The organism is Pararhodobacter sp. (genome assembly GCF_034676545.1).
Lineage (GTDB): Bacteria > Pseudomonadota > Alphaproteobacteria > Rhodobacterales > Rhodobacteraceae > Pararhodobacter.
Genome location: NZ_JAUCBZ010000015.1, coordinates 2,675,032 through 2,698,769, shown reverse-complemented (window position 1 = coordinate 2,698,769; position 23,738 = coordinate 2,675,032). Strand labels below are relative to the sequence as shown.

Sequence of the window (23,738 nt, the reverse complement as noted above, 5' to 3'; positions counted from 1 at the left end):
AGAAATGTATCGCTCGCTTAAACGGCATTGATTAATATTTTTGACGCTGCTAGCGTGGATCAAACCCGTAAACTGTGCCTGATTTCAATATTGTGTTGTAAAAGCAATGGACTAATCAGGTTTCTACATGCGCCGAGGGGCTCTATGACGACCAATTCTTCACTTTTAGCGCGTCGCACGGCGGCCATTCCACGCGGCGTCGTCACCGGCGCGCCGGTTTTCGTGGCCAAGGCGAAAAACGCCGAGATCTGGGACGTTGAGGGCAATCGCTACCTCGATTTCGGCAGCGGGATCGCGGTGACCAACACCGGCCATTGCCATCCCAAGGTCATGGCGGCGGCGGCAGCTCAGCTTGAGAATTTCGCGCATGTCGCGTTTCAGGTCGTCGGCTATGAAGGCTATGTCGAATTGGCCGAGCGCCTGAACGCGCTGGCCCCGATCAAGCACGCCAAGTCGATTTTCTTCACGACCGGGGCCGAAGCCACGGAAAACGCCGTGAAAATTGCGCGGGCGCATACCGGGCGGCAGGGAGTCATCACCTTCACTGGCGCGTTTCACGGCCGCACGCAACTGACGATGGCAATGACCGGCAAGGCGGTTCCGTACCGCACTCGCGGCACACCGCCTGCAATCGGCGTCTATCATGTACCGTTCCCGATCCCGCATCATGGCGTGACCGAGGAACAATCACTGCGCGCGCTCTACCACACGTTCAAGGCCGATATCGAGCCATCGAACGTTGCGGCGATTGTCATCGAGCCGGTGCAGGGCGAGGGCGGGTTCTATCAGACCCCGGTGGCCTTCATGCAAGAACTGCGCCGCCTGTGCGACCAGCACGGCATCTGCCTTGTCGCCGATGAGGTGCAGACCGGTTTTGCCCGCACCGGCAAGGTTTTCGCCATCGAACACTACGGCATCGAGCCCGACCTGATCCCGGTCGCCAAAGCTCTGGGCGGCGGATTCCCGATTTCCGGCGTGATCGGCAAGGCCGAGATCATGGAGTCGGTCGATCCCGGCGGATTGGGCGGCACCTATGCCGGTAACCCGATTTCCGTCGCGGCGGCCTTGGCGGTCCTCGATGTGATCGACGAGGAGAATCTCTGCGCACGGGCGGATCATATCGGCAAGATCATGGTCGACCGCCTGACAACCATGCGCCAGAGCAACTCGCTGCGTCCGATTGGCGATGTGCGCGGTCTGGGCGCGATGGTGGCGTTTGAACTGGTCAAGGAACGCGGCACCCACGAGCCGGATCCGGACGCAATCAAGCCGGTGATTTCAGCGGCATTGAATGCCGGGTTGATTTTGCTAAGCTGCGGTTATTATGCGAATACCATCCGTCTGTTGGCGCCGCTGACCATCGACGATTCGCAACTGAACGAAGGCCTTGATATGCTGGAAACAGCATTGCGGGCTTGACGACGGCGCCGGGCCGAAACTGTGGCCGGGCGCTCTGAGGCGACAATAAATAGGGAATACCCAGGAGGTAACTATGAAACTATTCGTAACGGCAGCTTTTGCAGGTGCGATGGCAATGGCCACGTCTGCGACAGCGCAGCAGCAGTTTGTCACCATCGGCACTGGTGGCCAGACCGGCGTGTATTATGTCGTCGGCCAGTCGATCTGTCGCCTCGTGAACCGCGGCACCGCCGAGCATGGCATCCAGTGTACCGCACCCTCGACCGGTGGCTCGATTGCCAACATCAACGCGATCCACGCGGGCGACATGGACATGGGCGTGGCCCAGTCCGATTGGCAGTACCACGCCTTCAACGGCTCCTCGCAATTCGAAGGCGCGGCCGTGCCTGAGCTGCGCGCGGTGTTCTCGGTTCATGGTGAGCCCTTCACCGTTCTGGCGCGCGCCGACGCGGGCATCACCACCTTTGGCGACCTGCGCGGTCACCGCGTCAACGTCGGCAACCCGGGTTCGGGCCAGCGCGCGACGATGGATGTGGTCCTTGAAGCCCTGGGCATGACCACCGCGGATTTCTCTCTGGCGTCGGAATTGGCCCCAGCCGAGCAATCCGCAGCGCTGGGTGACAACAACGTCGACGCGATTGTCTACACCGTTGGCCACCCGAACGGCTCCATCCAGGAGGCAACGTCGACCGTTGATGCGGTTCTGGTGCCGGTCGATGGCCCGGAAATCGACGCGCTGGTCGCCAGTGCGCCGTACTACGCCCATGCCACGATCCCCGGCGGCATGTATGCCAACAACCCGAACGACACGGCCACCTTTGGTGTGCGCGCGACGTTCGTGACTTCGGCAAACGTGCCTGACGACGTGATCTATGAGATCGTCAAAGCGGTGTTTGACAACTTCGACCGTTTCCGCGGTCTGCACCCTGCCTTTGCCAACCTGAACGAGGCAGAAATGATCTCGGCCGGTCTGTCAGCACCGCTGCACCCCGGTGCGGTACGCTACTACACCGAGCGTGGTTGGATGTAAGTTAAACACTCTCAGGCCCGGCGCTCTAAACGCCGGGCCTTTTAGACTATGACGTGCCTATCGGATCGGCGTTTCCAGACGCAGGCAACGCCGTACCCGCATCAACCGTGCCATAAAAAACAAGCACGGATCGCGAATAGGGGGGAACATGGACAACAAAGACCAACATCAGGCTGCGGCCGTGGAAATGGAAGCTGCCGGACGCGGGGGGCTCAGTCAGGCGGAACTCGACGAACTGGTCGCCTCGTCGGATACCGGTGCACGCGGTACGACCGGCCCGGTGGGCATGTTCGTCATGCTGGTCGCGCTGGCCTGGTCGCTGTTCCAGCTGTGGTTCGCCTCGCCCTTGCCGTTCATCTTCGGATTTGGCGTGTTCAACGACACGCAAGCCCGCTCGATCCACCTTGCCTTTGCCATTTTCCTGGCCTTCGCGGCCTTCCCGTCATCGCGCACCAAGGTGCAACTGGTCCTCGGGATCGGGGTGCCGTTTCTGCTGGGCTTCCTGTTCATGTATTCCGCCAAAGAGGACACGCCGATCTGGTGGATCCCGTTGGTCGCCGTCGCCGTGTCGGGCGCGGTCTATGCCGGTTCGCCCAAAGACAAGATCCCGGCGTGGGAATGGGCGCTGGCCGTGGTCGGAGCCTTGGCGTCGCTGTATTTGCTGGCCTTTTACACGCAGATTTCAAGCCGCGTCGGCGCGCCGATCCTGCAGGATTACGTCGTTGGCGTGATCGGCCTGATTGTCTTGCTCGAAGCCACGCGCCGCGCCTTGGGGCCAGCCCTGATGATCGTGGCGTCGGTGTTTCTGGTCTACACGGTGCTGGGCCAATGGATGCCCGGCCTGATCGCCCACAAGGGCAACAACCTGTCGGAAATCGTCAACCACCAGTGGATCACCTCGCAAGGTGTCTTTGGTATCGCGCTTGGCGTCTCCACATCCTTCGTGTTCCTGTTCGTGCTGTTCGGCTCGCTGCTGGACAAGGCCGGTGCCGGTAACTACTTCATTCAGGTGGCATTTTCGCTGATGGGCCATATGCGCGGCGGCCCGGCCAAAGCGGCGGTTGTGGCCTCGGCGATGACCGGTCTGATCTCGGGCTCGTCGATTGCCAATGTGGTGACCACCGGCACGTTTACGATTCCGTTGATGAAAAAGGTCGGCTTTTCCGCTGAGAAAGCCGGCGCGGTCGAGGTGGCAAGCTCGGTCAACGGTCAGATCATGCCGCCGGTCATGGGTGCGGCGGCCTTCCTGATGGTCGAATATGTCGGCATCCCATATTTCGACGTGGTGCGCCATGCGTTCCTGCCGGCCGTGATCAGCTATATCGCGCTGGTCTACATCGTGCATCTTGAAGCGATGAAGCTTGATATGCAGGGTCTGCCGCGCGCCTATACGCCGCCACCGCTGCTGCGTCGCCTGATGGGTACGGCCTTTATCATCGCCGGCATCTGCGCGCTGTCGTTCGCCGTCTATTACGGCATGGGCTGGCTGCGTCCGGCCTTCCCGGAAACCGCGAGCTATATCATCTTTGCGCTGCTCACCGCCGCCTATGTCGGCCTGATGTGGGTCGCCTCGCGCGAGGAGCCGCTGGAGCTGGACGATCCGAATTCCCCGGCCACGCATCTGCCGGTGCCGGGGCCAACCGTGCGCTCGGGTCTCCATTATATCCTGCCGGTCGTGGTGCTGGTCTGGGCGCTGATGGTTGATCGCCTGTCGCCGGGCCTCTCGGCCTTCTGGGCTACGTCCTACATGATCTTCATCCTGCTGACCCAGCGTCCGATCATGGCGATTCTGCGCGGGCAGGGCGGCGATCTGATGGCCGAGGTTGTGAACGGCGTCAAAGACCTGATCGACGGTCTGGTCACCGGCGCACGCAACATGATCGGCATCGGTATTGCCACGGCAACCGCCGGCATCATCGTCGGCGCGGTCAGCCAGACCGGCGTCGGCTCGGCGCTGGCCGATGTGGTCGAGGTTCTCTCGGGCGGCAACATTCTGGCGATCCTGGTGCTGACGGCGATCCTGTCGCTGATCCTCGGGATGGGCCTGCCGACCACGGCGAACTACATCGTGGTTTCGGCGCTGCTGGCCCCGGTCATCGTGACGCTTGGCCAGCAGAACGGCCTGATCGTGCCGCTGATCGCCGTCCACCTGTTTGTGTTCTACTTCGGCATCATGGCCGACGTCACACCCCCGGTAGGCCTGGCGAGTTTCGCGGCAGCCGCCGTCTCGGGGGGGGACCCGATCAGAACCGGCGTGATCGCGTTCTTCTATTCGCTGCGCACCGCGGCGCTGCCGTTCCTGTTCATCTTCAACACCGAGTTGTTGCTGATCAACGTGACCTGGGCGCAGGGTATCTTTGTGTTCTTTGTCGCAACGGTCGCCATGCTGCTGTTCGCCGCCGCGACGCAGGGCTGGTTCCTGACCCGCAATCGGTTCTACGAATCCATTGCGCTGATCCTGATTGCCTTCACGCTGTTCCGCCCGGGGTTCTGGATGGATATGATGTACCCGCCCTATGCGGCCCAATCACCGTCGGAACTGGTGGCGGCGGCACAGGCCACCGCTCCGGGGTCGGAATTGCGGCTGCGGGTGTCGGGGGTCAACGATCTTGGCGATCCGCTGGAATTCGTCGCCGTCTTGCCGATTGGCGAGGGGGCCACGGGCGAAGAGCGGCTGACCAACGCGGGGCTTGACCTGATCTTCAGCCCGGATCGCGTGATGATCGACAATGTCACCTATGGATCACCCGCGCAAAGCGCCGGTCTGGATTGGGATCAACAGGTTCTGGAAGTTCTGCAACCGGTTGATGTGCCCGCGAAATACTGGATGTTCATTCCGGCACTGTTGCTCTTGGCGGGTGTGATCCTGTTGCAGCGCCGTCGCATTCAACCAGCGCAGGCGTAAACGGAGGCGAGAATGTTCAAGACAATACTTCTGACAATCGACCTCGAACACCGACAGTCGTGGGAAAAGGCACTGCCCGCGGCGATCAAACTGGCGAAAGACTGGGACTCGACGCTGCATGTGTTGACCGTTGTGCCGGGCTTTGGCACCTCGCTTGTCGAGGCCAACTTTCCGCCCGATTATGAGGCGAAAGCCCTCAGGCGGGCCAAGAAGCAACTTGATGAGATCCTCACCAAAGAAGCCGCTGATGGCGATGACATCGTCGCCCATGTGGGCCATGGCAGGGTGCACAAAGTCATTCTGGAGACGCTGACCAAGACCGGCGCGGACCTGGTGGTCATGGCCAGCCATGCGCCAGACGCAATGCGGGAATTCCTCGTGGGCTCGCGCGCTGACCGGGTTGTGCGCAGGTCACCTGTTTCGGTCCTCGTGCTAAGGGCGTAAGAGGGGTTCTGAAATTCAGGAGATATAAATCCCATGACCCCTTTTGCCATTGCCGGCATCCAGATGTATGTCAACGCGCTTCAATCGAATGTCGACGGTATGCTTCAGCGCCTCGATATTCTGATGGCACGGTTTCCGTGGACGCAGATGGTGCTGTTCTCGGAACTTGCGCCCTATGGCCCGTTGCCACGGTTTGCGCAGCCCTATCTGAACCCGGATCTGGCGCGGTTGCAGGAAGGCGCGCGCAAGCACAATATCTGGCTGATCCCCGGCTCGATGTTCGAAAAAGACGAAATGGGGCGGATCTTCAACACCGCTTCGGTGATCGACCCCGACGGCAATCTGGTGCGCTCCTATCGCAAGATGTTCCCGTTCCGCCCCTATGAAACCGAGGTCGAGGCGGGCACGGAATTCTGTGTGTTTGACGTGCCAGACGTTGGCCGTTTCGGCCTGTCGATCTGCTACGATATCTGGTTCCCCGAAACCACGCGTCAACTGACCTCGCAGGGCGTCGAGGTTCTGCTGCACCCGGTCCTGACCGGCACTGCCGACCGCGACGCCGAACTGGCCATTGCCCGCGCAACGGCGGCGCAATTCCAGTGTTATGTGTTCGATGTCAATGGCTTGGGGGCCGGGGGCAATGGGCGCTCGCTGGTCGTCGATCCGGGCGCTCTGGTGCTGCACCAATCGGCGGGCCAGGAGGACATGTTCCCGATCGAGGTGGACCTGACGCAGGTTCGTCGTCAGCGCGAAACCGGCATGAAGGGCTTGGGTCAAGTGCTCAAGTCGTTCCGCGATCGCAGCGTCGATTTCTCGGTGTATGACCGCGCTTCGGGAACCGACGCCTATCTGCACAGCCTCGGCAAACTCGAAATGCCGCAGCAGCGCACGCAAGCCGGGTTGCGGTCGAGCGACGCCAATCTGCGTGACAACAGCATCACTGGTGGCACGCATAAAAGAATGGGTCCACCGTTTAACGGCGATCTGGGAATCCCGGGAGTCCCGGGCATTAAAACAACAGACTGATCGGGGTCGCGCGCGAACGTCGCTCGCGACCACTGGATCGGCCTTTAAGGGAGAAACCGATGCAGTCCATGAGCGACTATTACTCTGCGGTGCAGTTGAGAACCGACCGGTGGAGCACGATTCGCGAAAAACTGGGCGAGCTGGAACGCTCGCCCACCAGTCGCCGCGCAACCGGCCTGCGGACCGAAGTCTCCAAACTGTTCGAAGCCCTCGAAACCATCGAGCGCTATTGGGCGTTTCCCGGCATCGCTGCCTTCGTGCATATGCGGCGGCAATTCGAAAACGGAAATGTCAGTGATGTGGCTTTCACCGTGCGCCGCGTCACGCGGGCGCTGGTGTCGGGCGCGTATCGACGCCGCCACATTCCGCTGGATCGCGACAGCAATGATTCCGACGATCACGAGGACGAGGCACTGCTTTCGCCGGACGCCCGCGCCCTCTCGAAACCTTATTTCGAGGTGATGATCGTCGACGACGTCAACGAGCATCAGGAACGCTGGCTCAAGGCCAATATGACGGCGATGCGGCGGAGCGAGGACGCCTTCACCTATGAAGCGGTCGTGGTCCCCAGTCTGCAAGACGCGCTGATCGGCGTGCTGTTCAATCACAACGTGCAAGCCATCGTCGTGCGCCCCGGCCTGAAATACGAGTCCACCGTCTCGTTGCCGATCCTCAAGCGCTATCTGAACCCGGCGGGCGGCGTCGATGAGATGGATGAAATCCGGCCCGAGGATTACGGCGTCGAACTGTGCCGCCTGCTCGCCAAGGTGCGCCCCGAATTGGACGCCTATCTGGTGACGGATCGGTCGGTCGAGGATATCGCCGGCATGGACCTCGGCGTTTGTCGCCGCGTGTTCTATAACCAGGAGGACTTTCTGGAGCTGCACCTGAATATCCTGCGCGGCGTGCAGGCCCGGTTCAAGACGCCGTTCTTCACCGCGCTCAAGGAATATTCCAAGCAGCCGACCGGCGTGTTTCACGCCATGCCGATCAGCCGGGGCAAGTCGATTTCCCGGTCACACTGGATTCAGGATATGGGCGCGTTCTACGGCCCGAATATCTTTCTGGCGGAAACCTCGGCCACCTCGGGCGGCCTCGACAGCTTGCTGGAACCGGTCGGCCCGATCAAAGAGGCGCAAGAACTCGCCGCGCGGGCCTTTGGTTCCAAGCAGACCTTCTTTGCCACCAATGGCACCTCGACCTGTAACAAGGTTGTCGTGCAAGCCCTTGTAAAACCCGGCGATATTGTGCTGATCGACCGCGATTGCCACAAATCGCACCATTACGGCATGGTCCTGTCCGGGGCGCAGGTGCGCTATCTCGACAGCTATCCGCTGAACGAATATTCCATGTACGGCGCGGTGCCGCTCAGTGAAATCAAGCATCAACTGCTGAAATACAAGGCTGCTGGCACGCTGGACAAGGTGCGAATGTTGTTGCTGACCAACTGCACCTTTGACGGCATCGTCTATAACGTCGAGCGGGTGATGGAGGAATGCCTTGCCATCAAGCCCGACCTGATCTTCCTGTGGGACGAGGCGTGGTTTGCCTTCGCGCGGTTTGGTCCGACCTATCGCCAGCGCACCGGCATGGCGGTTGCCAACAACCTGCGCGAAAAATTTCGCTCGCCAGCGCATCAAAAGGCCTATGACGCGCAGCAGATCAAGTTGGACGGGGCCGACGACGAGACGCTGTTGAAAACCCGTCTGATCCCGCCACCCAACGCGCGGGTTCGCGTTTACACCACGCAATCGACGCATAAAACGCTGACGTCACTGCGCCAAGGCTCGATGATTCACGTCAACGACCAAGACTTCAAAGGCGAAGTCGAGGCCTCGTTCCACGAAGCCTACATGACCCACACCTCGACCAGTCCGAACTATCAGATCATCGCCTCGCTGGATGTCGGGCGGCGTCAGGTCGAGTTGGAAGGCTTTGAATTCGTACAACGTCAGGTCGAAGCGGCAATGTCGATGCGGCGCGCGATTTCCACGCATCCCTTGCTGCAAAAATATTTCAAGGTGCTGACCGCGGGTGACATGATCCCCGAGAAGCACCGCGAAAGCGGCGTGACCAGCTATTATGATCCCGACCAGGGCTGGACCGACACCTGGGACTGTTGGGAGAACGACGAATTCGTTCTCGATGCGACCCGCGTGACGCTGGCGGTTGGCGGCACGGGCTGGGATGGCGACACGTTCAAGACCAAGATCCTGATGGATAAATACGGCATCCAGATCAACAAGACCTCGCGCAATACCGTGTTGTTCATGACCAATATCGGCACCACGCGATCCTCGGTTGCCTATCTGATCGAGGTGCTGGTCGAGATCGCGAAATCGCTGGATGAACGGCTGGATGACGCCTCGAAAATGGAGCGTCTGTCCTTTGAGCGCCGGGTGAAGAACCTCGTGCAGGACCTGCCGCCGCTGCCCGATTTCTCGCGGTTCCACGATGCGTTCTGCGCCGGATCGACCGATGGCGAGGGCGATATCCGCTCGGCGTTTTTCCTCAGCTACGAGGAAGATAACTGCGACTATCTCGAGCTGAACGGATCGCTGATCGACGAGATGAAAACCGGGCGCGAAGTGGTTTCTGCGTCCTTCATCATCCCCTATCCGCCGGGGTTCCCGATTCTGGTGCCGGGACAGGTTATCAGTCAGGAAATCCTCGACTTCATGCGGGCCCTTGATGTCAACGAGATCCACGGCTACCGCGCCGAACTCGGGCTTCGGGTGTTCACCAAGGAGGCGTTGGAACGGCACGCCGCAAAGCATACAGCAGCCGTCGTAAAGGGAGCGTAAACATGGCCAAGGAACTCAAGAACATTTCCGAGATTCGCCGGTTCTTTCATCGCAACGAGGAGCCGATCTATTTCGTCTCGGCGACGAATTTCAACCTGCTGGGGATCGACGAATGGTGCAAGAATTTCAAATATATCTGCTATCTTGACTGCTACGATGGGCGCCATCCCAACGTGTTCTGCCCCTCCGAACAGCCGCACGCCGAGTTCCAGTCGATCGAGGACATCAACAACTATCTGTTGCAGCACAAAGAGGTCATCGACCTGATCAAGCGCCGCGGCGGCAAGCCGAAATTCGTGTTCCTGATGTTCGACGAAGAGACCGAACGTCTGGCCAAGGAATTGGGCGGCGACGTCTGGTTCCCCAAGGCCAAGCTGCGCACCAGCATGGACAACAAGATCGAAACCGTGCGCATCGGCAACAAGGCCGGCGTGCCCTCGGTGCCCAACACCCTGAGCGAGGTCAAGGATTACAAGCACTTGCAGGCGCTTTGCGAGAAAGCCGGGCTGGGGCATGATCTGGTGCTGCAATCGGCCTTTGGCGATTCCGGCCATACCACTTTCTTCATCAAATCCGAGGCCGATTTCCGCCGCCACCAGCATGAGATCATTGGCGAGGGCGAGATCAAGATCATGAAGCGCATCGACTGCCGGGGTTCGGCGATCGAGGGCTGCGCCACCAGTCAGGGCACGATTGTCGGCCCGCTGATGACCGAATTGGTCGGCTTCAAGGAATTGACGCCCTATCGCGGCGGCTGGTGCGGCAACGAGATCCTCGCCACCGCTTTCCCGCCCAAGGTGCGCCAGAAGGCCCGCGATCTGACCTTCAAGTTTGGTGAACAGCTACGCAAAGAGGGCTATCGCGGCTATTTCGAGCTCGATTTCCTGATCGACAAGAAAACCGGCGACCTTTGGTTGGGCGAATTGAACCCGCGCATCACCGGCGCCAGTTCGATGACCAACCACGCGGCCTTTGCCCATGCCGATGCGCCCTTGTTCCTGTTCCATTTGCTCGAATTCTCCAAGAAGAAATTCAAGCTGGATGTCGATGAGTTGAACGACCGCTGGGCCGACCCCAGCATGATCGACAGTTGGTCGCAGATGGTGATCAAGCACACCGATGACAGCGTCGATATCCTGACCGACGCGCCGCAAACCGGCATCTACAAGATGCTCGAGGATGGCCGCGTGGTGTTTGACCGTTTCGACTATCACCGTCGTGCGGTGGAATCCGAGAACGAGGCGTTCTTCCTGCGCATTCTCAAAGCGGGTGATTATCGCTACGAGGGCGCGGATTTGGGCATTCTGGTCACGCGCGGGCGCTCGATGACCAACAATTTCCAGCTGAACGAGCGGGCGAAAAAGTGGATTCACGGCATCAAGAACAGCTTTTCGGCCAAGCCGCTGGCAACCGCGGATGCAAGCCCCGAGTTCTCGGATCCCGCGTTCAAGATCATGTAAATGGATCTGCTCTGGCGCGCCATTTCCGAGTCCCGGCCCGGCCCCAAGTGGGCCGGGCTCTTTGCCGAATACTGGCCCGCCTATCGCCGCTGGTGGGCGCGCGAGGGGCTGGAACGGCGTCCGACATATCGCCACTGCCAGCGCGCCTTGCAGGAACACATGCCCGAGATCGTCCCACTATGGGAGGAGCTTTGCGTGCAAGCCGGTGGCAGCGACATGGCGGCGCGCTTCTTGTCGTTCTGGTGCCCGCCGCCCTATCTGTCGGGCTGTTCGCAGGCCGTCTGGCCCGGCGCGCAGCCGGTGCTGGTGCGCAACTATGATTACAGCCCCAGCGCCTTTGACCGGGTGATCCTGCGCACCGAATGGCAAGGCCGAAAGGTCATCGGCACCAGCGACGGGTTGTTCGGTCTGGTCGATGGCATGAATGACGCAGGTCTGGTGATTTCGCTGACCTTTGGCGGCCGTCGTGTGGTCGGCAGGGGGTTTGGCGTGCCGCTGATCCTGCGCTATGTGCTGCAAACCTGCAAAACCGCCGAGGACGCCGCCGACACTCTGGCCCGCATTCCCACGCATATGAGCTATAACGTCACGGTTCTGGACAAGAAACGCACCGTGCGCACCGTGCTCATGGCCCCGGATCGCCCGGCGCAGATCACCCATGCCGCCGTTGCCACCAATCATCAGGACAAACCCGAATGGGAGGCCCACGCCCGCGCCACCGCCACCATCGAGCGCGAACGCTTCCTGCTGCAACGCCTGACCCTGCATGTCGAGCCCGAGGAAAAGTTCATCTCGGCCTTTCTCAAGCCGCCGCTCTATTCGATGGCCTTTCAGTTCGGGTTTGGTACACTCTACACCGCAATCTACCGACCACGGCGCGGTGAAATGGAGCTGCGCTGGCCGAACTCCCGATGGCCCTTGCCTTTGGCAGGGTTTGAGGATGAATCGCGCTTGGTCTTTACGCCAGTTCCCCTAGGAGTCATCGGATGAGCCATGTTTTTCCACGTCACACCAAATCCTTGCCACCCGTCGTTGCCGGGGGGGAGGGATGCTATCTGATCGACACCGACGGCAAGCGCTATCTTGACGGGTCGGGCGGGGCGGCGGTGTCATGCCTGGGGCATGGCGACCCTGAGGTCATCGCCGCGATCAAGGCCCAACTCGATCAGGTGGCCTTTGCGCATACCGGCTTTTTCACGTCGGAACCGGCCGAGGCTTTGGCCGATCTGTTGATCGAACATGCGCCCGAGGGAATCGAGCGGGTCTATTTCGTCTCGGGCGGGTCCGAGGCCACGGAAGCCGCGATCAAGCTGGCGCGGCAGTATTTCGTCGAAATCGGCCAGCCCCAGCGCAGCAAGATCATCGCCCGCAAGCAAAGTTATCACGGCAACACCATCGGCGCGCTGTCGGCGGGGGGCAACGAATGGCGACGCGCGCAATTCGGCCCGTTGTTGCTGGATATCTCGCATATCGACCCGTGCTATGAATACCGTCTGCGCCACGACGGCGAGAGCCTTGAAGCTTACGGCCTGCGCGCCGCCCAAGCCCTTGAAGATGAGATTCTGCGGCTTGGCCCCGACACCGTGATGGCCTTCATGGCCGAGCCGGTGGTTGGCGCGACGGCCGGGGCCGTGACCCCGGCGCCCGGCTATTTCAAGCGCATCCGCGAGATTTGCGACCAATACGGGGTCTTGTTGATCCTTGATGAGGTCATGTGTGGCATGGGCCGCACCGGCACCTTGTTCGCCTGCGAACACGATCAGGTGCGCCCGGATATCCTGTGTATCGCCAAGGGGTTGGGGGCAGGGTATCAGCCGATTGGCGCGATGCTGTGCTCGGGTCAGATCTATGCGGCCATTGAAAACGGCACCGGTTTTTTCCAGCACGGTCACACCTATATTGGCCACCCCGTCGCGACGGCGGCGGGGCTGGCGGTGGTCCGGGCGATTCTGGATCGGGGGTTGTTGGCGCGGGTCAATGAGATGGGCGGCAAACTGCGCACGGCGCTGGACGCAAAATTCGGTCAACACCCGCATATCGGTGATATCCGCGGGCGCGGGCTATTCCTGGGGCTCGAACTGGTCGAGGATCGCGCCACCAAGGCCCCGTTCGATCCGGCGCGCAAGCTGGCGGCACGCATCAAATCCGAAGCGTTCAAGGCCGGGCTGATCTGCTACCCGATGTCCGGCACCATCGACGGGCGCAGCGGGGACCATGTGCTGCTGGCCCCGCCATTCATCCTGAACGATGCGCAGGTCGCGGAACTGACCGACAAACTGGTGCTGGCCGTTGAGCGCGCCTTGGCGGCTTGACGAAAACTAAGGTTCCGCGCGCAGGGTCGCCACCAACTCGGCCACGCGCGCGGCATTGTCCTTTGCAACCCTGCCGTCCGCGTTCAACCGGTTGTTCTCGAACCCGATCCGCGCTTTGCCACCACGCTTTGCCGCTGCGCCAAGGCACGCGGTCTCCTGCGGACCAAAGGCACAGACCGACCAGTCGATGCCGGGCAGGGCCGACAGCAACGCGGTTGCCGGGGCCTCCAGATCGGCCGGAGTTGACCGCTGGCCTGCGCTGTAGCGGCCCAGCACGATCAGCGCCGCTAGGTTGCCGCGTGGAATCGTTCCATCCTCTAACCGCCTGACAAAGCGCGCGATATCGTCGGTATCATAGAGGATGTGCTGCACATGGATCCGCGCCTCGGCGCAAAAGGCAAAGAACCGCGCGGTGATGCGTTGGTCGGCCTCGTCGTCGATCTCGCGCAGCCCGATAGAGACCGCGCGCGGGCGCACCGCTTCCACCACGGCGCGCTGTTCGGCGGGGGAGTAGCGCCCGACGGCCTCGGTGGTGATTTGCGCGTAAAAGCCGGGCAACTGCTGGTCGAGTTCGCGCAGCAGCTCCAAATACAACCCCGCGTCAAGCACATGGCGCTGATCCGCGTCGCGCACATGGGCGTGGATGCCATCCGCACCCGCCGATTGGCAGGCCACGGCGCAGGTGACCGTCTCGGCAATCGTCACCGGCAGCGCCGGGTGGTCGGCCTTGGTCAGCCGCGCGCCATTCGGGGCGACCATGATACGGGGTAGGGATGCCATTGCCGGGACCTCTCGGGCTTGGATGCAACGGCCACCCTAGAGGATCGCGCATCGCGGTTCATCCCCCAAAACCGCGCCCGTCCGGGTTACAGGAAAAACCCCACCAGAAACGGCGCGAGAAGCGCGGTCAGAAGCGCATTCAGCGCCATGCCGATCCCGGCAAAGGCCCCGGCGGTCTCGTTCACCTGAAAGGCGCGCGCCGTGCCGATCCCGTGCGAGGCGACGCCCACGGAAAAGCCGCGTGCCCGCCAGTCGGTGATACGCAACAGGTTCAACAAAGGCGTGGCCATCACCGCGCCCATGATCCCGGTCATGATCACCAGAACCGCCGTCAAGGTGGGCGAGCCGCCGATCACCTCGGAGATGCCCAACGCCACCGGCGCCGTCACCGATTTCGGGGCCAGCGACAGCAACACCTCGCCGCGCACGCCCATTGCATAGGCAATCCCCAGCACCGACAGGATCGCCGTCGTCGATCCGGCAAGCAGCGCCGCCATCATCGGCAAGGCCGCCTGACGGAGTTTTCCCAGATTGGCATAAAGCGGTGCCGCCAAGGCCACGGTCGCCGGCCCGAGCATGAAATGCACGAATTTTGCACCCTCGAAATAGGTCGCATAGGTCGAACCCGTGGCCCAGAGCAACGCCGCCAGCAAGACCACGGCAATCAGCACCGGGTTCACATAGGGCCGCTTTCCCGCGCGCCGGAACAGCGTGTCGCCGATTCCGTAGGCCACCAGCGTCGCGGTCAACCACAGCAGCGGTTCTTCGGACAGATAGGTCCAGATCTCGGGCAGCGGAGTCATCGCGCGCCTCCCACCAAGCGGCTGACACCCACGAACACCAAAGCGCCGACAATGATCGCCAGCGCGGTGCTGACAAAGAGCGCCAGCAGGATCGGCAGGCCATCAGACCCGAGGCTCCCCAGATGCCCGACAATTCCCACGCCGGCCGGAACGAACAGCAGCGACAGATGCGACAGCAAGCCCAGCGCCGTGGGCTGGATCGCCTTGGCGGCCGCTGGAAAGGCCAGAAACAGCCCCAGCAGAATGACCATGCCCACGACTGGGCCGGGCACGATCAACCCGAGGCTATGGGCCAAAAATTCACCCGCCAACTGACAGGCCAGCAAAACCGCTAGATGATAGATCACATTCGCTCCGATCGGCTCAGCTCGGGCGCGCGTCTTGGCGTCAGTTCAGGGCAATCAGGAACGACCCCGATGCCACCGCATCATTGTACCACCGACGGATTTGCGCGCGCTCGTCTGGTTCCATCCATGTAACATTGGCCGGAGGCATCGCCTGACTGGCCCCCGAATGCAAGTAGATCAGACGTGCGTTCGCGGCGATATCGGCCGGGGTCTCCAGCAGGATGTTGCGCGGGGCGTGGTGGATCCCCTCATAGCCCGGCTCGCGCGCGTGGCACATGGAGCAGCGCCCGGGGATGATCGCCGTCACCTCGTCAAACCCTTCGGCGCTGGCGAACACCTGCTCCACCGCGTTCAACTGCCGCGAGGCGGATTCGTCATAAGTGTCGTGCTGCAAATTGGCGGTCGACAGCCACATGATGATCACGAACAGCACCGCCGTCGCCAACCATGTCCAGTGCGGACCCTTGCCGGTCGAATGCATGGTGTTGAAGAAATGCCGGATCGTGACACCCATCAGGAACACCAGCGAGGCAATCACCCAGTTGTATTCCGTCGCAAAGGACAGCGGGTAATGGTTCGACAGCATCAGGAAGATGACCGGCAGCGTCAGGTAGTTGTTATGCGTCGAGCGCAGCTTGGCGATCTTGCCGTATTTCGGATCGGGCGTGCGGCCCTCTTGCAGGTCTTTCACCACAATGCGCTGGTTCGGCATGATGATGAAGAACACATTGGCGGTCATGATCGTCGCGGTAAAGGCCCCCAGGTGCAGCAATGCGGCGCGCCCGGTGAAGATCTGGTTATACCCCCAGGCCATCGCGACCAGCAGCACGAACAACAAGACCATCAGGAACGTCGGTTGCTCGCCCAATTTGGATTTGCACAGCGCGTCATAGAGGATCCAGCCGATGGTCAGCGATGCCGCCGAGATCAGGATCGCCTGCCAGACCGCGAAATCGACCTTTTGTGCGTCGATCAGATACAGATGCGCGCCGCCCCAATAGACCATCATCAACAGCGCCGCCCCTGACAGCCAGGTGGTATAGCTTTGCCATTTGTGCCAGATCAGGTGGTCGGGCATGTTGGCGGGCGCGACCAGATATTTCTGGATGTGATAGAAGCCACCGCCGTGAACCTGCCATTCCTCGCCGCTGGCACCCACAGGCATATTCGGCGCCTTCCTCAGCCCCAGATCAAGCGCGATGAAATAGAACGACGCCCCAATCCACGCCATTGCCGTGATGACGTGCAGCCAGCGGACCGAAAAGCCCAGCCAATCCCAGATTGTTGCCAGATCGTGCATAGTTTTCTCCCTTAGTCGTCTTTTCTGTGACCCTAGCGCGATTTCCGATTGCCTTGTATTCGTCTTAAGCGCCTAATTGTTTCAAAAAAAGACGAAGAATGTGCCATGTCCTACTTTGATAACATCAAGACCTTCATCCGGGTCTATGAGCTTGGCAATATGTCCGCCGCCGCGCGCGACATGCGCATTTCGCCCGCTGTCGCCTCGGCGCGGATCTCGCAGCTCGAGGAACATCTGGGTGTTCGCCTGTTTCAACGCACGACGCGCGTGCTGAATCCGACCGAACAGGGCAACAACTTCTATCCCAATGCGCAAAAGATCCTCGACGCGGTTGCCATGGCCGAGGCGGATATCAACGAAATCACGCTTGTGCCACGCGGGACGATCCATGTCTCTGCGCCCTTGGGGGTTGGCCGACGGTTGATTGCGCCGATCTCGCCTGAATTCCGGCTGCAATATCCGTTGATTGAAATCCGCCTCAGGCTGTCGGACCGGCGCATTGATCTGGCCATGGAAAGCGTGGATGTCGCGTTTTTTCTGGGTATTCCCGAGGATTCCAGCCTGAAAATCCGCAAGATTGCCGATTGCCAGCGCGTCCTGTGCGCGTCGCCGGCCTATATTGCAGAACATGGCGAGCCCAAGGACACCGACGACCTGAAGGCCAATCACGCCTGTCTCAATCTGCGCTATCCCGGCTCGCCCGAGTTCCGCTGGCCAATCCACACCGATGACGGGGTGCAGCGGATCAATGTTTCGGGCCCGCTGGAATGCGATGATGGCGATGTCTTGACGAAATGGGCGCTGGATGATCAGGGCATCATCATGAAACCGCTGTTCGAGGTCGCGGGCTATATCGAAAGCGGCGTCCTGGTTCCGGTGATGATGCACCAGCCGCCGGTCTCGGTGCAGATGGCGTGTCTCTACTCCCATCGGCGGCGGCAAGACCCCAAGACGCGGCTGTTCATTGATTTTCTCATCGAGCGCATGACCGCAACGCTGAACAACTCCAACCTGTTGTTGTGACGGGAAACCTCAAGGCCGGATGGAACCTGCAAAAGACACTTTCGTGGATTTTTTGAAAGTCTTCCGCATTGTCCTTTGATAAACGCATGAAAATCGGCAGCATGTCGGGGTGGTGGCCGCAACCGGTTGCGGCGGCTCACTGTCATGACGCGGCGTCAATTTTTTCCGCATCCTGCGTCGTGGTTTCGATTGGCGCGCTTGCACCCGTTGCAGAACGCGGGCTAGTCTGAAACCTGTCGATCGCATTCGCGAGGGCGTAACTCTTGAGGACCATTGGTTTGAACATCCGAGACCCATCAAGAACGATCCTGCCCGCGCCGAGCTCAGATATTTTCCTCCCATCGTAGCCCCCATTCCGGAGATTGCCCGAATGACCGATACGCCTACCGATATCGACCTGGTTGAAACCCAAGAATGGCAGGACGCCATCGCCGATGTGATCGAACGCGACGGGGCCAATCGGGCTCATTTCCTGTTGGACAAGGCGGTTCAGCAGGCGCGCGCCGCGGGCGCAAACCTGCCGTTTTCCGCGACGACGCCGTATCAGAACACGCTGGCCGCCGATGATCTGCCGGCGTTCCCCGGCGATCTGGACATGGAGTGGCGGATTCGCACGATCAATCGCTGGAACGCCATGGCGACGGTGGTGCGGCGCAACAAGGAAAGCAGTGAATACGGCGGCCATATTGCCAGCTTCGCCTCGGCGGCTGTGATGTATGACATTGGCCTCAACCATTTCTGGCGCTCGAAATCCGCGATTCACGGCGGCGATCTGGTGTTCTTTCAGGGCCATGTCGTGCCCGGCATCTACGCGCGCTCGTTCATGGAGGGGCGGATCAGCGAGGAAGAGCTGGAAAACTTCCGCTCGGAGGTTGGTGGCAAGGGGCTGTCGTCGTATCCGCACCCGTGGCTGATGCCGGATTATTGGCAATTCCCGACGGTTTCGATGGGGCTTGGCCCGCTGATGGCGATCTATCAGGCGCGGTTCATGAAATACATGCACAACCGCGGCCATATCGACATGGGCGACCGCAAGGTCTGGTGCTTCCTGGGCGACGGCGAGATGGACGAACCCGAAAGCCGCGGTGCAATCAGCCTCGCGGCGCGCGAAAATCTGGACAACCTGATCTTTGTCGTGAACTGCAACCTGCAACGCCTTGACGGCCCGGTGCGCGGCAACGGCAAGATCGTGCAGGAACTCGAAGGCGAATTTCGCGGCGCGGGTTGGGAAGTCAGCAAGCTGCTCTGGGGCAGGGGGTGGGACCAACTGTTGGAAAAGGACGTCTCGGGCAAGCTGCGTCAGTTGATGGATGAAACGGTCGACGGCGACTATCAGACCTTCAAATCCAAGGACGGCGCTTATATCCGCAAGCATTTCTTTGGCAAATATCCCGAAACCGCAGCCTTGGTTGCCGATTGGACGGATGACCAGATCTGGGCCCTGCGCCGGGGCGGGCATGACCCCGAAAAGGTTTATGGCGCGTTCAAATACGCAACCGAGGTGAAGGGCCAGCCGACCTGTCTGTTGATCAAGACCGTCAAAGGCTACGGCATGGGCACCGGCGGCGAGGGACAGAACACCTCGCACCAGCAAAAGAAACTGGCCGAGGATCAACTCCGCGCCTTCCGCGACCGTTTCAAGATCCCGGTCAGCGACGAGGACCTTGGCAAAGCGCCCTTCGTCAGCCTGAACAACGCGCAAAAGGCCTATCTGGCCGAGCGGCGTCAGGCTTTGGGCGGCGATTTCCCCAAGCGCGTCTGGCGCGATACGCCCGCCTTGCAAGTCCCGCCACTCAGCGCCTTCAAGGCCCAGTTGGACTCCAGTGGGGACCGCGAGATCTCGACGACAATGGCCTTTGTGCGCATCCTCACCACGTTGTTGCGCGACAAGAACATCGGCAAGAACATCGTGCCGATCGTGCCCGACGAATCGCGCACCTTCGGCATGGAGGGGCTGTTCCGCTCGGTCGGCATCTACAACCCGCTGGGCCAGCACTATACCCCCGAAGACGCCGATCAGATGATGTATTATCGCGAGACCGAAACCGGTCAGGTCTTGCAGGAAGGCATCAACGAAGCCGGTGCCATGGCGGATTGGATCGCGGCGGCCACGGCCTATTCCAACCACGGCGTCGCGATGGTGCCGTTCTACATCTACTATTCGATGTTCGGTTTTCAGCGTATCGGCGATCTGGCCTGGGCCGCGGGCGACAGCCGTTCGCGCGGCTTCATGCTGGGCGGCACGGCGGGGCGCACAACCTTGAACGGCGAAGGCCTGCAGCATCAGGACGGGCACAGCCATATCCTGGCCGGGACCATTCCGAACTGCATCAGCTATGATCCGACCTTCCAGCACGAGGTCGCGGTGCTGATCCAGCACGGCATGGAGCGGATGTATGCCAAGCAAGAGGACGTCTATTTCTACCTGACCCTGATGAACGAAAACTACGCCCATCCGGCCATGCCAGCCGGGTCCGAGGAGGGGATCATCAAGGGCCTCTACCGGTTGAAAAAGACCAAGCCCGGCAAGAAGCACATCAACTTCATGGGCTCGGGCACCATTCTGGTGCAGGCCATGAAGGCCGCCGACATGCTGGCCGAGGATTTTGGCGTGACCGCCGATATCTGGTCGGCGACCAGCCTGAACGAGCTGGCCCGCGACGGTCAGGACGCGCTGCGCCACAACCGTCTGAACCCGCTGGGCGAGCAGCGCGTGCCCTATGTCACGCAGGCGCTGGATGGCGTCAAAGGCCCGATTATCGCCGCCACCGACTATATGAAGAACTACGCCGAGCAAATCCGCGCCTTTGTTCCCGGTCGCTTTACCGTCCTGGGAACCGATGGGTTTGGCCGCTCGGACAGCCGCGTGAACCTGCGCGAGTTCTTCGAAGTGGACGCAAACCACATCGCGGCGGCGGCAATGGTGGACCTGTTCCGCGAGGGCACCCTTGACGAAAAGACCCTGAAATCGGCGTTAGCCAAATACGAAATCGACGGCAACAAGCCGAACCCCCGTTTGGTTTGATCGGGTAAAAGGAGCATTATCATGGCTATCGAAGTCCAAGTCCCCGACATCGGCGATTTCACCGACGTCCCCGTCATCACCATTCTGGTCAGCGTCGGCGATACCGTCGCCGCCGAAGACCCGCTGATCGAGCTGGAATCCGACAAGGCCACGCTCGAAGTGCCCTCGCCCTCGGCTGGCAAGGTCGCCGAGATCAAGGTCAAGGAAGGCGACAAGGTTTCCCAAGGCTCGCTGATCCTCATCCTGGAGGGCGAAGGCCAAGCAGCCGCCCCTGCGGCTGCCCCGGCAGAACCCGCCAAAGCCGCGGCACCAGCCCCAACCCCAGCCCCCGCCGCCGCTGCTGCCGCCCCTGTCGTGGTCGATAGCGGCTTTGGCAAGGCCCATGCCTCGCCCTCGATCCGGGCCTTTGCGCGCCAGTTGGGCATTGATCTGGCCAATGTTAACGGCACCGGGCGCAAAGGTCGCATCCTGCGCGAGGACATCACCGCCAGCTTCAAGACCACGGCCGCCCCGGCAGCCAGCGGCGGCGCGGTGTCGGGCGGCATGGGCATTCCTCCGATCCCGACGGTTGATTTTTCCAAATTCGGCCCGGTCGAAAACGTGGACATGGCGCGCATCAAGAAGCTGTCCGGCCCGGCGCTGCATCGTTCGTGGCTCAACATTCCGCATGTCACGCATCAGGAAGAGGCCGATATCACCGAGCTGGACCAGTATCGCAAGGATCTGGACACCGACGCCAAGCCGCAGGGCTACCGCGTCACGCTGCTGTCGTTCCTGATCAAGGCCAGCGTTTCGGCGCTCAAGACGCATTGGGAGTTCAATTCCTCGCTGCACCCCGATGGCGACAAGCTGATCCGCAAATCCTACTATAACATCGGCTTTGCCGCCGACACGCCGAACGGGTTGATGGTGCCGGTGATCAAGGAGGCGGACCGCAAGGGCATTGTCGAAATCTCCAAGGAATTGGGCGATCTGTCGGCACAGGCCCGCGACGGCAAGCTGAAATCGGCGGATATGCAGGGCGCGACCTTTACCATCTCGTCCCTGGGCGGCATCGGTGGCACCGGCTTCACGCCGATTGTCAACGCGCCCGAGGTGGCGATCCTGGGTCTGACGCGCTCGAAAATGGCGCCGGTCTGGAACGGGTCCGAGTTCGTTCCGCGCAACATTCTGCCGATGAGCCTCTCGTACGATCACCGCGCCATCGACGGCGCTCTGGCCGCACGTTTTGCCGCCACGTTGAAACATCTGCTCGGCGATGTGCGCCGGCTGATGTTGTAAGGGGGGCCTGAACATGGAAATCAAAGTTCCCGATATTGGCGATTTCAAGGATGTTCCGGTCATCACCATCCTCGTGGCGGTCGGCGATACCGTCGCCAAGGAGGACCCGCTGGTCGAGCTGGAAAGCGACAAGGCGACCTTGGAAGTGCCCTCACCGGCAGCCGGAAAAGTGTCCGAAATCAAGGTGAAAGAGGGCGACAAGGTCTCGGAAGGGTCGATCCTGCTGGTGCTGGAGGGGGCTGCATCGGTAGACGCCCCTGCGGCGGCTGCAAGCCCTGCGGCCCCCACCGCCATTGCCCCCACCGCCATTGCCCCCACTGGCGCGGCAACCGGCAAAGGCGACATCCACGCCGAGGTCGTCGTTCTGGGCTCTGGCCCGGGCGGCTATACGGCCGCCTTCCGCGCGGCGGATCTGGGCAAATCGGTGGTGCTGATCGAAAAGGACGCAACCCTGGGCGGCGTCTGCCTCAACGTCGGCTGCATCCCGTCCAAAGCCCTGCTGCACGCCGCCAAAGTGATCACCGAGGCCGAGGAAATGGCCGAACATGGCGTGTCCTTCTCCAAGGCCAAGGTCGATCTGGACACGCTGCGCGGCTGGAAATCCTCGGTGGTCAGCAAGCTGACCGGCGGCCTGACCGGGCTTGCCAAGGCCCGCAAGGTCACCGTGGTGACCGGCTACGGCACATTCACCGGCCCCAAGATGATCGAGGTTGACGGCGCGGATGGCAAAAAATCCATCAGCTTTGACAATTGCATCATCGCCGCGGGCTCCGAACCCGTGTCGCTGCCCTTCCTGCCCAAGGACGACCCGCGCGTCATCGACAGCACCGGCGCGCTGGAATTGGCCGATATTCCCAAGCGGATGCTGGTGCTGGGCGGTGGCATCATCGGTCTGGAAATGGCCTGCGTTTATGACGCCTTGGGCAGCAAGGTGACCATTGTCGAGCTGATGGATCAGCTGATCCCCGGCGCTGACAAGGATATCGTCAAGCCGCTGCACACGCGCATCTCCAAGCGGTATGAGAACATCTTGCTCAAGACCAAGGTGACGGCGGTCGAGGCGCAGAAATCGGGCCTCAAGGTGACCTTCGAGGACGAGAAGGGCGCCACCACCACCGATACGTTCGACAAGGTTCTGGTGGCGGTCGGGCGTCGTCCGAATGGCAAGCGGATCAACGCCGAAGCCGCCGGAGTTGCGGTGGATGAGCGCGGCTTTATCGCCGTGGACAAGCAGCAGCGCACCGGCCAGCCGCATATCTTTGCGATTGGCGATGTGGTGGGCCAGCCGATGTTGGCACACAAGGCCGTGCACGAGGGCAAGGTTGCCGCCGAGGTCTGCGCCGGTCTGCCGCGGTTCCTCGATGCCAAGGTCATTCCCTCGGTCGCCTATACCGACCCGGAAATCGCCTGGGTCGGCGTGACCGAGACCGAGGCCAAGGCCAAGGGTCTGAAGATCGGCAAGGGCGTGTTCCCTTGGGCGGCCTCGGGGCGCTCGCTGTCGCTGGGTCGGTCCGAAGGCATCACCAAGCTGATCTTTGATCCCAGCGACGACAGGGTGATCGGTGCGGGCATTGTCGGCCCCAACGCCGGCGACCTGATTGCCGAGGTGGCGCTGGCAATCGAGATGGGCGCGGATGCGGTCGATCTGGGCCACACGATCCACCCGCACCCGACCTTGTCGGAAACGGTCAACTTCGCCGCCGAGATGTTCGAGGGCACGATCACCGACCTGATCCCGCCCAAGAAAAAGCACTGATCGACCAACAAGAGGGCGCCCAA

The 23,738-nt window shown here is 61.3% G+C and carries 17 protein-coding genes; 13 read left to right on the top strand and 4 right to left on the bottom strand.

Annotated elements, in window-relative coordinates; translation table 11 throughout:
- Nucleotides 1–144 precede the first annotated feature (144 nt).
- From gabT to VDQ28_RS16710, 9 genes are all read left to right on the top strand, one after another.
- The gene (gene gabT / locus VDQ28_RS16750) at nucleotides 145–1,419 is read left to right on the top strand and encodes a 4-aminobutyrate--2-oxoglutarate transaminase (RefSeq protein WP_323037014.1); all 1,275 of its coding nucleotides are present in this window, start codon (nucleotides 145–147) and stop codon (nucleotides 1,417–1,419) included.
- 73 nt (nucleotides 1,420–1,492) lie between these two features.
- Entirely contained in the window at nucleotides 1,493–2,449 is a 957-nt protein-coding gene (locus tag VDQ28_RS16745; protein WP_323037013.1) for a TAXI family TRAP transporter solute-binding subunit, read from the top strand.
- 148 nt (nucleotides 2,450–2,597) lie between these two features.
- Complete coding sequence (locus VDQ28_RS16740) at nucleotides 2,598–5,354, top strand: TRAP transporter permease (RefSeq protein WP_323037012.1); 2,757 nt, start codon at nucleotides 2,598–2,600, stop codon at nucleotides 5,352–5,354.
- A gap of 12 nt (nucleotides 5,355–5,366) precedes the next feature.
- The gene (locus tag VDQ28_RS16735) at nucleotides 5,367–5,798 is read left to right on the top strand and encodes a universal stress protein (protein ID WP_323037011.1); all 432 of its coding nucleotides are present in this window, start codon (nucleotides 5,367–5,369) and stop codon (nucleotides 5,796–5,798) included.
- 33 nt (nucleotides 5,799–5,831) lie between these two features.
- Nucleotides 5,832–6,824 (top strand): carbon-nitrogen hydrolase family protein, encoded by a 993-nt coding sequence (locus VDQ28_RS16730; RefSeq protein ID WP_323037010.1) that lies wholly within the window; start codon nucleotides 5,832–5,834, stop codon nucleotides 6,822–6,824.
- Nucleotides 6,825–6,883: 59 nt separating this feature from the next.
- Nucleotides 6,884–9,628: an aminotransferase class I/II-fold pyridoxal phosphate-dependent enzyme gene (locus VDQ28_RS16725; protein WP_323037009.1), complete on the top strand. Its 2,745-nt coding sequence runs from the start codon at nucleotides 6,884–6,886 to the stop codon at nucleotides 9,626–9,628.
- Nucleotides 9,629–9,630: 2 nt separating this feature from the next.
- Nucleotides 9,631–11,088: a biotin carboxylase gene (locus tag VDQ28_RS16720; protein ID WP_323037008.1), complete on the top strand. Its 1,458-nt coding sequence runs from the start codon at nucleotides 9,631–9,633 to the stop codon at nucleotides 11,086–11,088.
- Nucleotides 11,089–12,078 (top strand): C45 family peptidase, encoded by a 990-nt coding sequence (locus tag VDQ28_RS16715; RefSeq protein ID WP_323037007.1) that lies wholly within the window; start codon nucleotides 11,089–11,091, stop codon nucleotides 12,076–12,078.
- Entirely contained in the window at nucleotides 12,075–13,400 is a 1,326-nt protein-coding gene (locus VDQ28_RS16710) for an aspartate aminotransferase family protein (RefSeq protein ID WP_323037006.1), read from the top strand. The genes VDQ28_RS16715 and VDQ28_RS16710 overlap by 4 nt, the downstream gene beginning before the upstream one ends.
- A gap of 6 nt (nucleotides 13,401–13,406) precedes the next feature.
- Here VDQ28_RS16710 and VDQ28_RS16705 read toward each other — a convergent pair whose 3' ends face one another.
- The 4 genes from VDQ28_RS16705 to VDQ28_RS16690 all read right to left on the bottom strand — a co-directional run bounded on the left by VDQ28_RS16705 (nucleotide 13,407) and on the right by VDQ28_RS16690 (nucleotide 16,630).
- Nucleotides 13,407–14,180 (bottom strand): 3-keto-5-aminohexanoate cleavage protein, encoded by a 774-nt coding sequence (locus VDQ28_RS16705; RefSeq protein WP_323037005.1) that lies wholly within the window; start codon nucleotides 14,178–14,180, stop codon nucleotides 13,407–13,409.
- A gap of 86 nt (nucleotides 14,181–14,266) precedes the next feature.
- Nucleotides 14,267–14,983, bottom strand: a complete 717-nt coding sequence (locus tag VDQ28_RS16700) for an LrgB family protein (RefSeq protein WP_323037004.1) — start codon at nucleotides 14,981–14,983, stop codon at nucleotides 14,267–14,269.
- A complete protein-coding gene (locus VDQ28_RS16695; protein ID WP_323037003.1) occupies nucleotides 14,980–15,330 on the bottom strand; it encodes a CidA/LrgA family protein in 351 nt (116 codons plus the stop codon). The genes VDQ28_RS16700 and VDQ28_RS16695 overlap by 4 nt, the downstream gene beginning before the upstream one ends.
- 40 nt (nucleotides 15,331–15,370) lie before the next feature.
- Nucleotides 15,371–16,630, bottom strand: coding sequence for a urate hydroxylase PuuD (locus tag VDQ28_RS16690; RefSeq protein WP_323037002.1), 1,260 nt, complete (start codon nucleotides 16,628–16,630; stop codon nucleotides 15,371–15,373).
- A gap of 105 nt (nucleotides 16,631–16,735) precedes the next feature.
- Between VDQ28_RS16690 and VDQ28_RS16685 the strand changes: the two genes are divergently transcribed.
- The 4 genes from VDQ28_RS16685 (at nucleotide 16,736) to lpdA (ending at nucleotide 23,715) form a co-directional block, all read left to right on the top strand.
- Complete coding sequence (locus VDQ28_RS16685) at nucleotides 16,736–17,653, top strand: LysR family transcriptional regulator (protein WP_323037001.1); 918 nt, start codon at nucleotides 16,736–16,738, stop codon at nucleotides 17,651–17,653.
- Nucleotides 17,654–18,023: 370 nt separating this feature from the next.
- On the top strand, nucleotides 18,024–20,678 hold the full coding sequence (gene aceE, locus VDQ28_RS16680) for a pyruvate dehydrogenase (acetyl-transferring), homodimeric type (RefSeq protein WP_323037000.1): 2,655 nt from the start codon (nucleotides 18,024–18,026) through the stop codon (nucleotides 20,676–20,678).
- 21 nt (nucleotides 20,679–20,699) lie between these two features.
- Complete coding sequence (gene aceF, locus VDQ28_RS16675; protein WP_323036999.1) at nucleotides 20,700–21,959, top strand: dihydrolipoyllysine-residue acetyltransferase; 1,260 nt, start codon at nucleotides 20,700–20,702, stop codon at nucleotides 21,957–21,959.
- Nucleotides 21,960–21,972: 13 nt separating this feature from the next.
- Nucleotides 21,973–23,715 (top strand): dihydrolipoyl dehydrogenase, encoded by a 1,743-nt coding sequence (gene lpdA, locus VDQ28_RS16670; RefSeq protein WP_323036998.1) that lies wholly within the window; start codon nucleotides 21,973–21,975, stop codon nucleotides 23,713–23,715.
- Nucleotides 23,716–23,738 lie beyond the last annotated feature (23 nt).

Bases quoted from the DNA above. Each gene is read 5' to 3' on its own strand.
- VDQ28_RS16685 (WP_323037001.1), top strand. From the start codon at position 16,736: ATGTCCTACTTTGATAACATCAAGACCTTCATCCGGGTCTATGAGCTT.
- lpdA (WP_323036998.1), top strand. From the start codon at position 21,973: ATGGAAATCAAAGTTCCCGATATTGGCGATTTCAAGGATGTTCCGGTC.
- VDQ28_RS16690 (WP_323037002.1), bottom strand. From the start codon at position 16,630: ATGCACGATCTGGCAACAATCTGGGATTGGCTGGGCTTTTCGGTCCGC.
- aceF (WP_323036999.1), top strand. From the start codon at position 20,700: ATGGCTATCGAAGTCCAAGTCCCCGACATCGGCGATTTCACCGACGTC.
- VDQ28_RS16710 (WP_323037006.1), top strand. From the start codon at position 12,075: ATGAGCCATGTTTTTCCACGTCACACCAAATCCTTGCCACCCGTCGTT.
- VDQ28_RS16700 (WP_323037004.1), bottom strand. From the start codon at position 14,983: ATGACTCCGCTGCCCGAGATCTGGACCTATCTGTCCGAAGAACCGCTG.
- aceE (WP_323037000.1), top strand. From the start codon at position 18,024: ATGACCGATACGCCTACCGATATCGACCTGGTTGAAACCCAAGAATGG.
- VDQ28_RS16735 (WP_323037011.1), top strand. From the start codon at position 5,367: ATGTTCAAGACAATACTTCTGACAATCGACCTCGAACACCGACAGTCG.
- gabT (WP_323037014.1), top strand. From the start codon at position 145: ATGACGACCAATTCTTCACTTTTAGCGCGTCGCACGGCGGCCATTCCA.
- VDQ28_RS16715 (WP_323037007.1), top strand. From the start codon at position 11,089: ATGGATCTGCTCTGGCGCGCCATTTCCGAGTCCCGGCCCGGCCCCAAG.
- VDQ28_RS16745 (WP_323037013.1), top strand. From the start codon at position 1,493: ATGAAACTATTCGTAACGGCAGCTTTTGCAGGTGCGATGGCAATGGCC.
- VDQ28_RS16720 (WP_323037008.1), top strand. From the start codon at position 9,631: ATGGCCAAGGAACTCAAGAACATTTCCGAGATTCGCCGGTTCTTTCAT.
- VDQ28_RS16730 (WP_323037010.1), top strand. From the start codon at position 5,832: ATGACCCCTTTTGCCATTGCCGGCATCCAGATGTATGTCAACGCGCTT.
- VDQ28_RS16725 (WP_323037009.1), top strand. From the start codon at position 6,884: ATGCAGTCCATGAGCGACTATTACTCTGCGGTGCAGTTGAGAACCGAC.
- VDQ28_RS16705 (WP_323037005.1), bottom strand. From the start codon at position 14,180: ATGGCATCCCTACCCCGTATCATGGTCGCCCCGAATGGCGCGCGGCTG.
- VDQ28_RS16740 (WP_323037012.1), top strand. From the start codon at position 2,598: ATGGACAACAAAGACCAACATCAGGCTGCGGCCGTGGAAATGGAAGCT.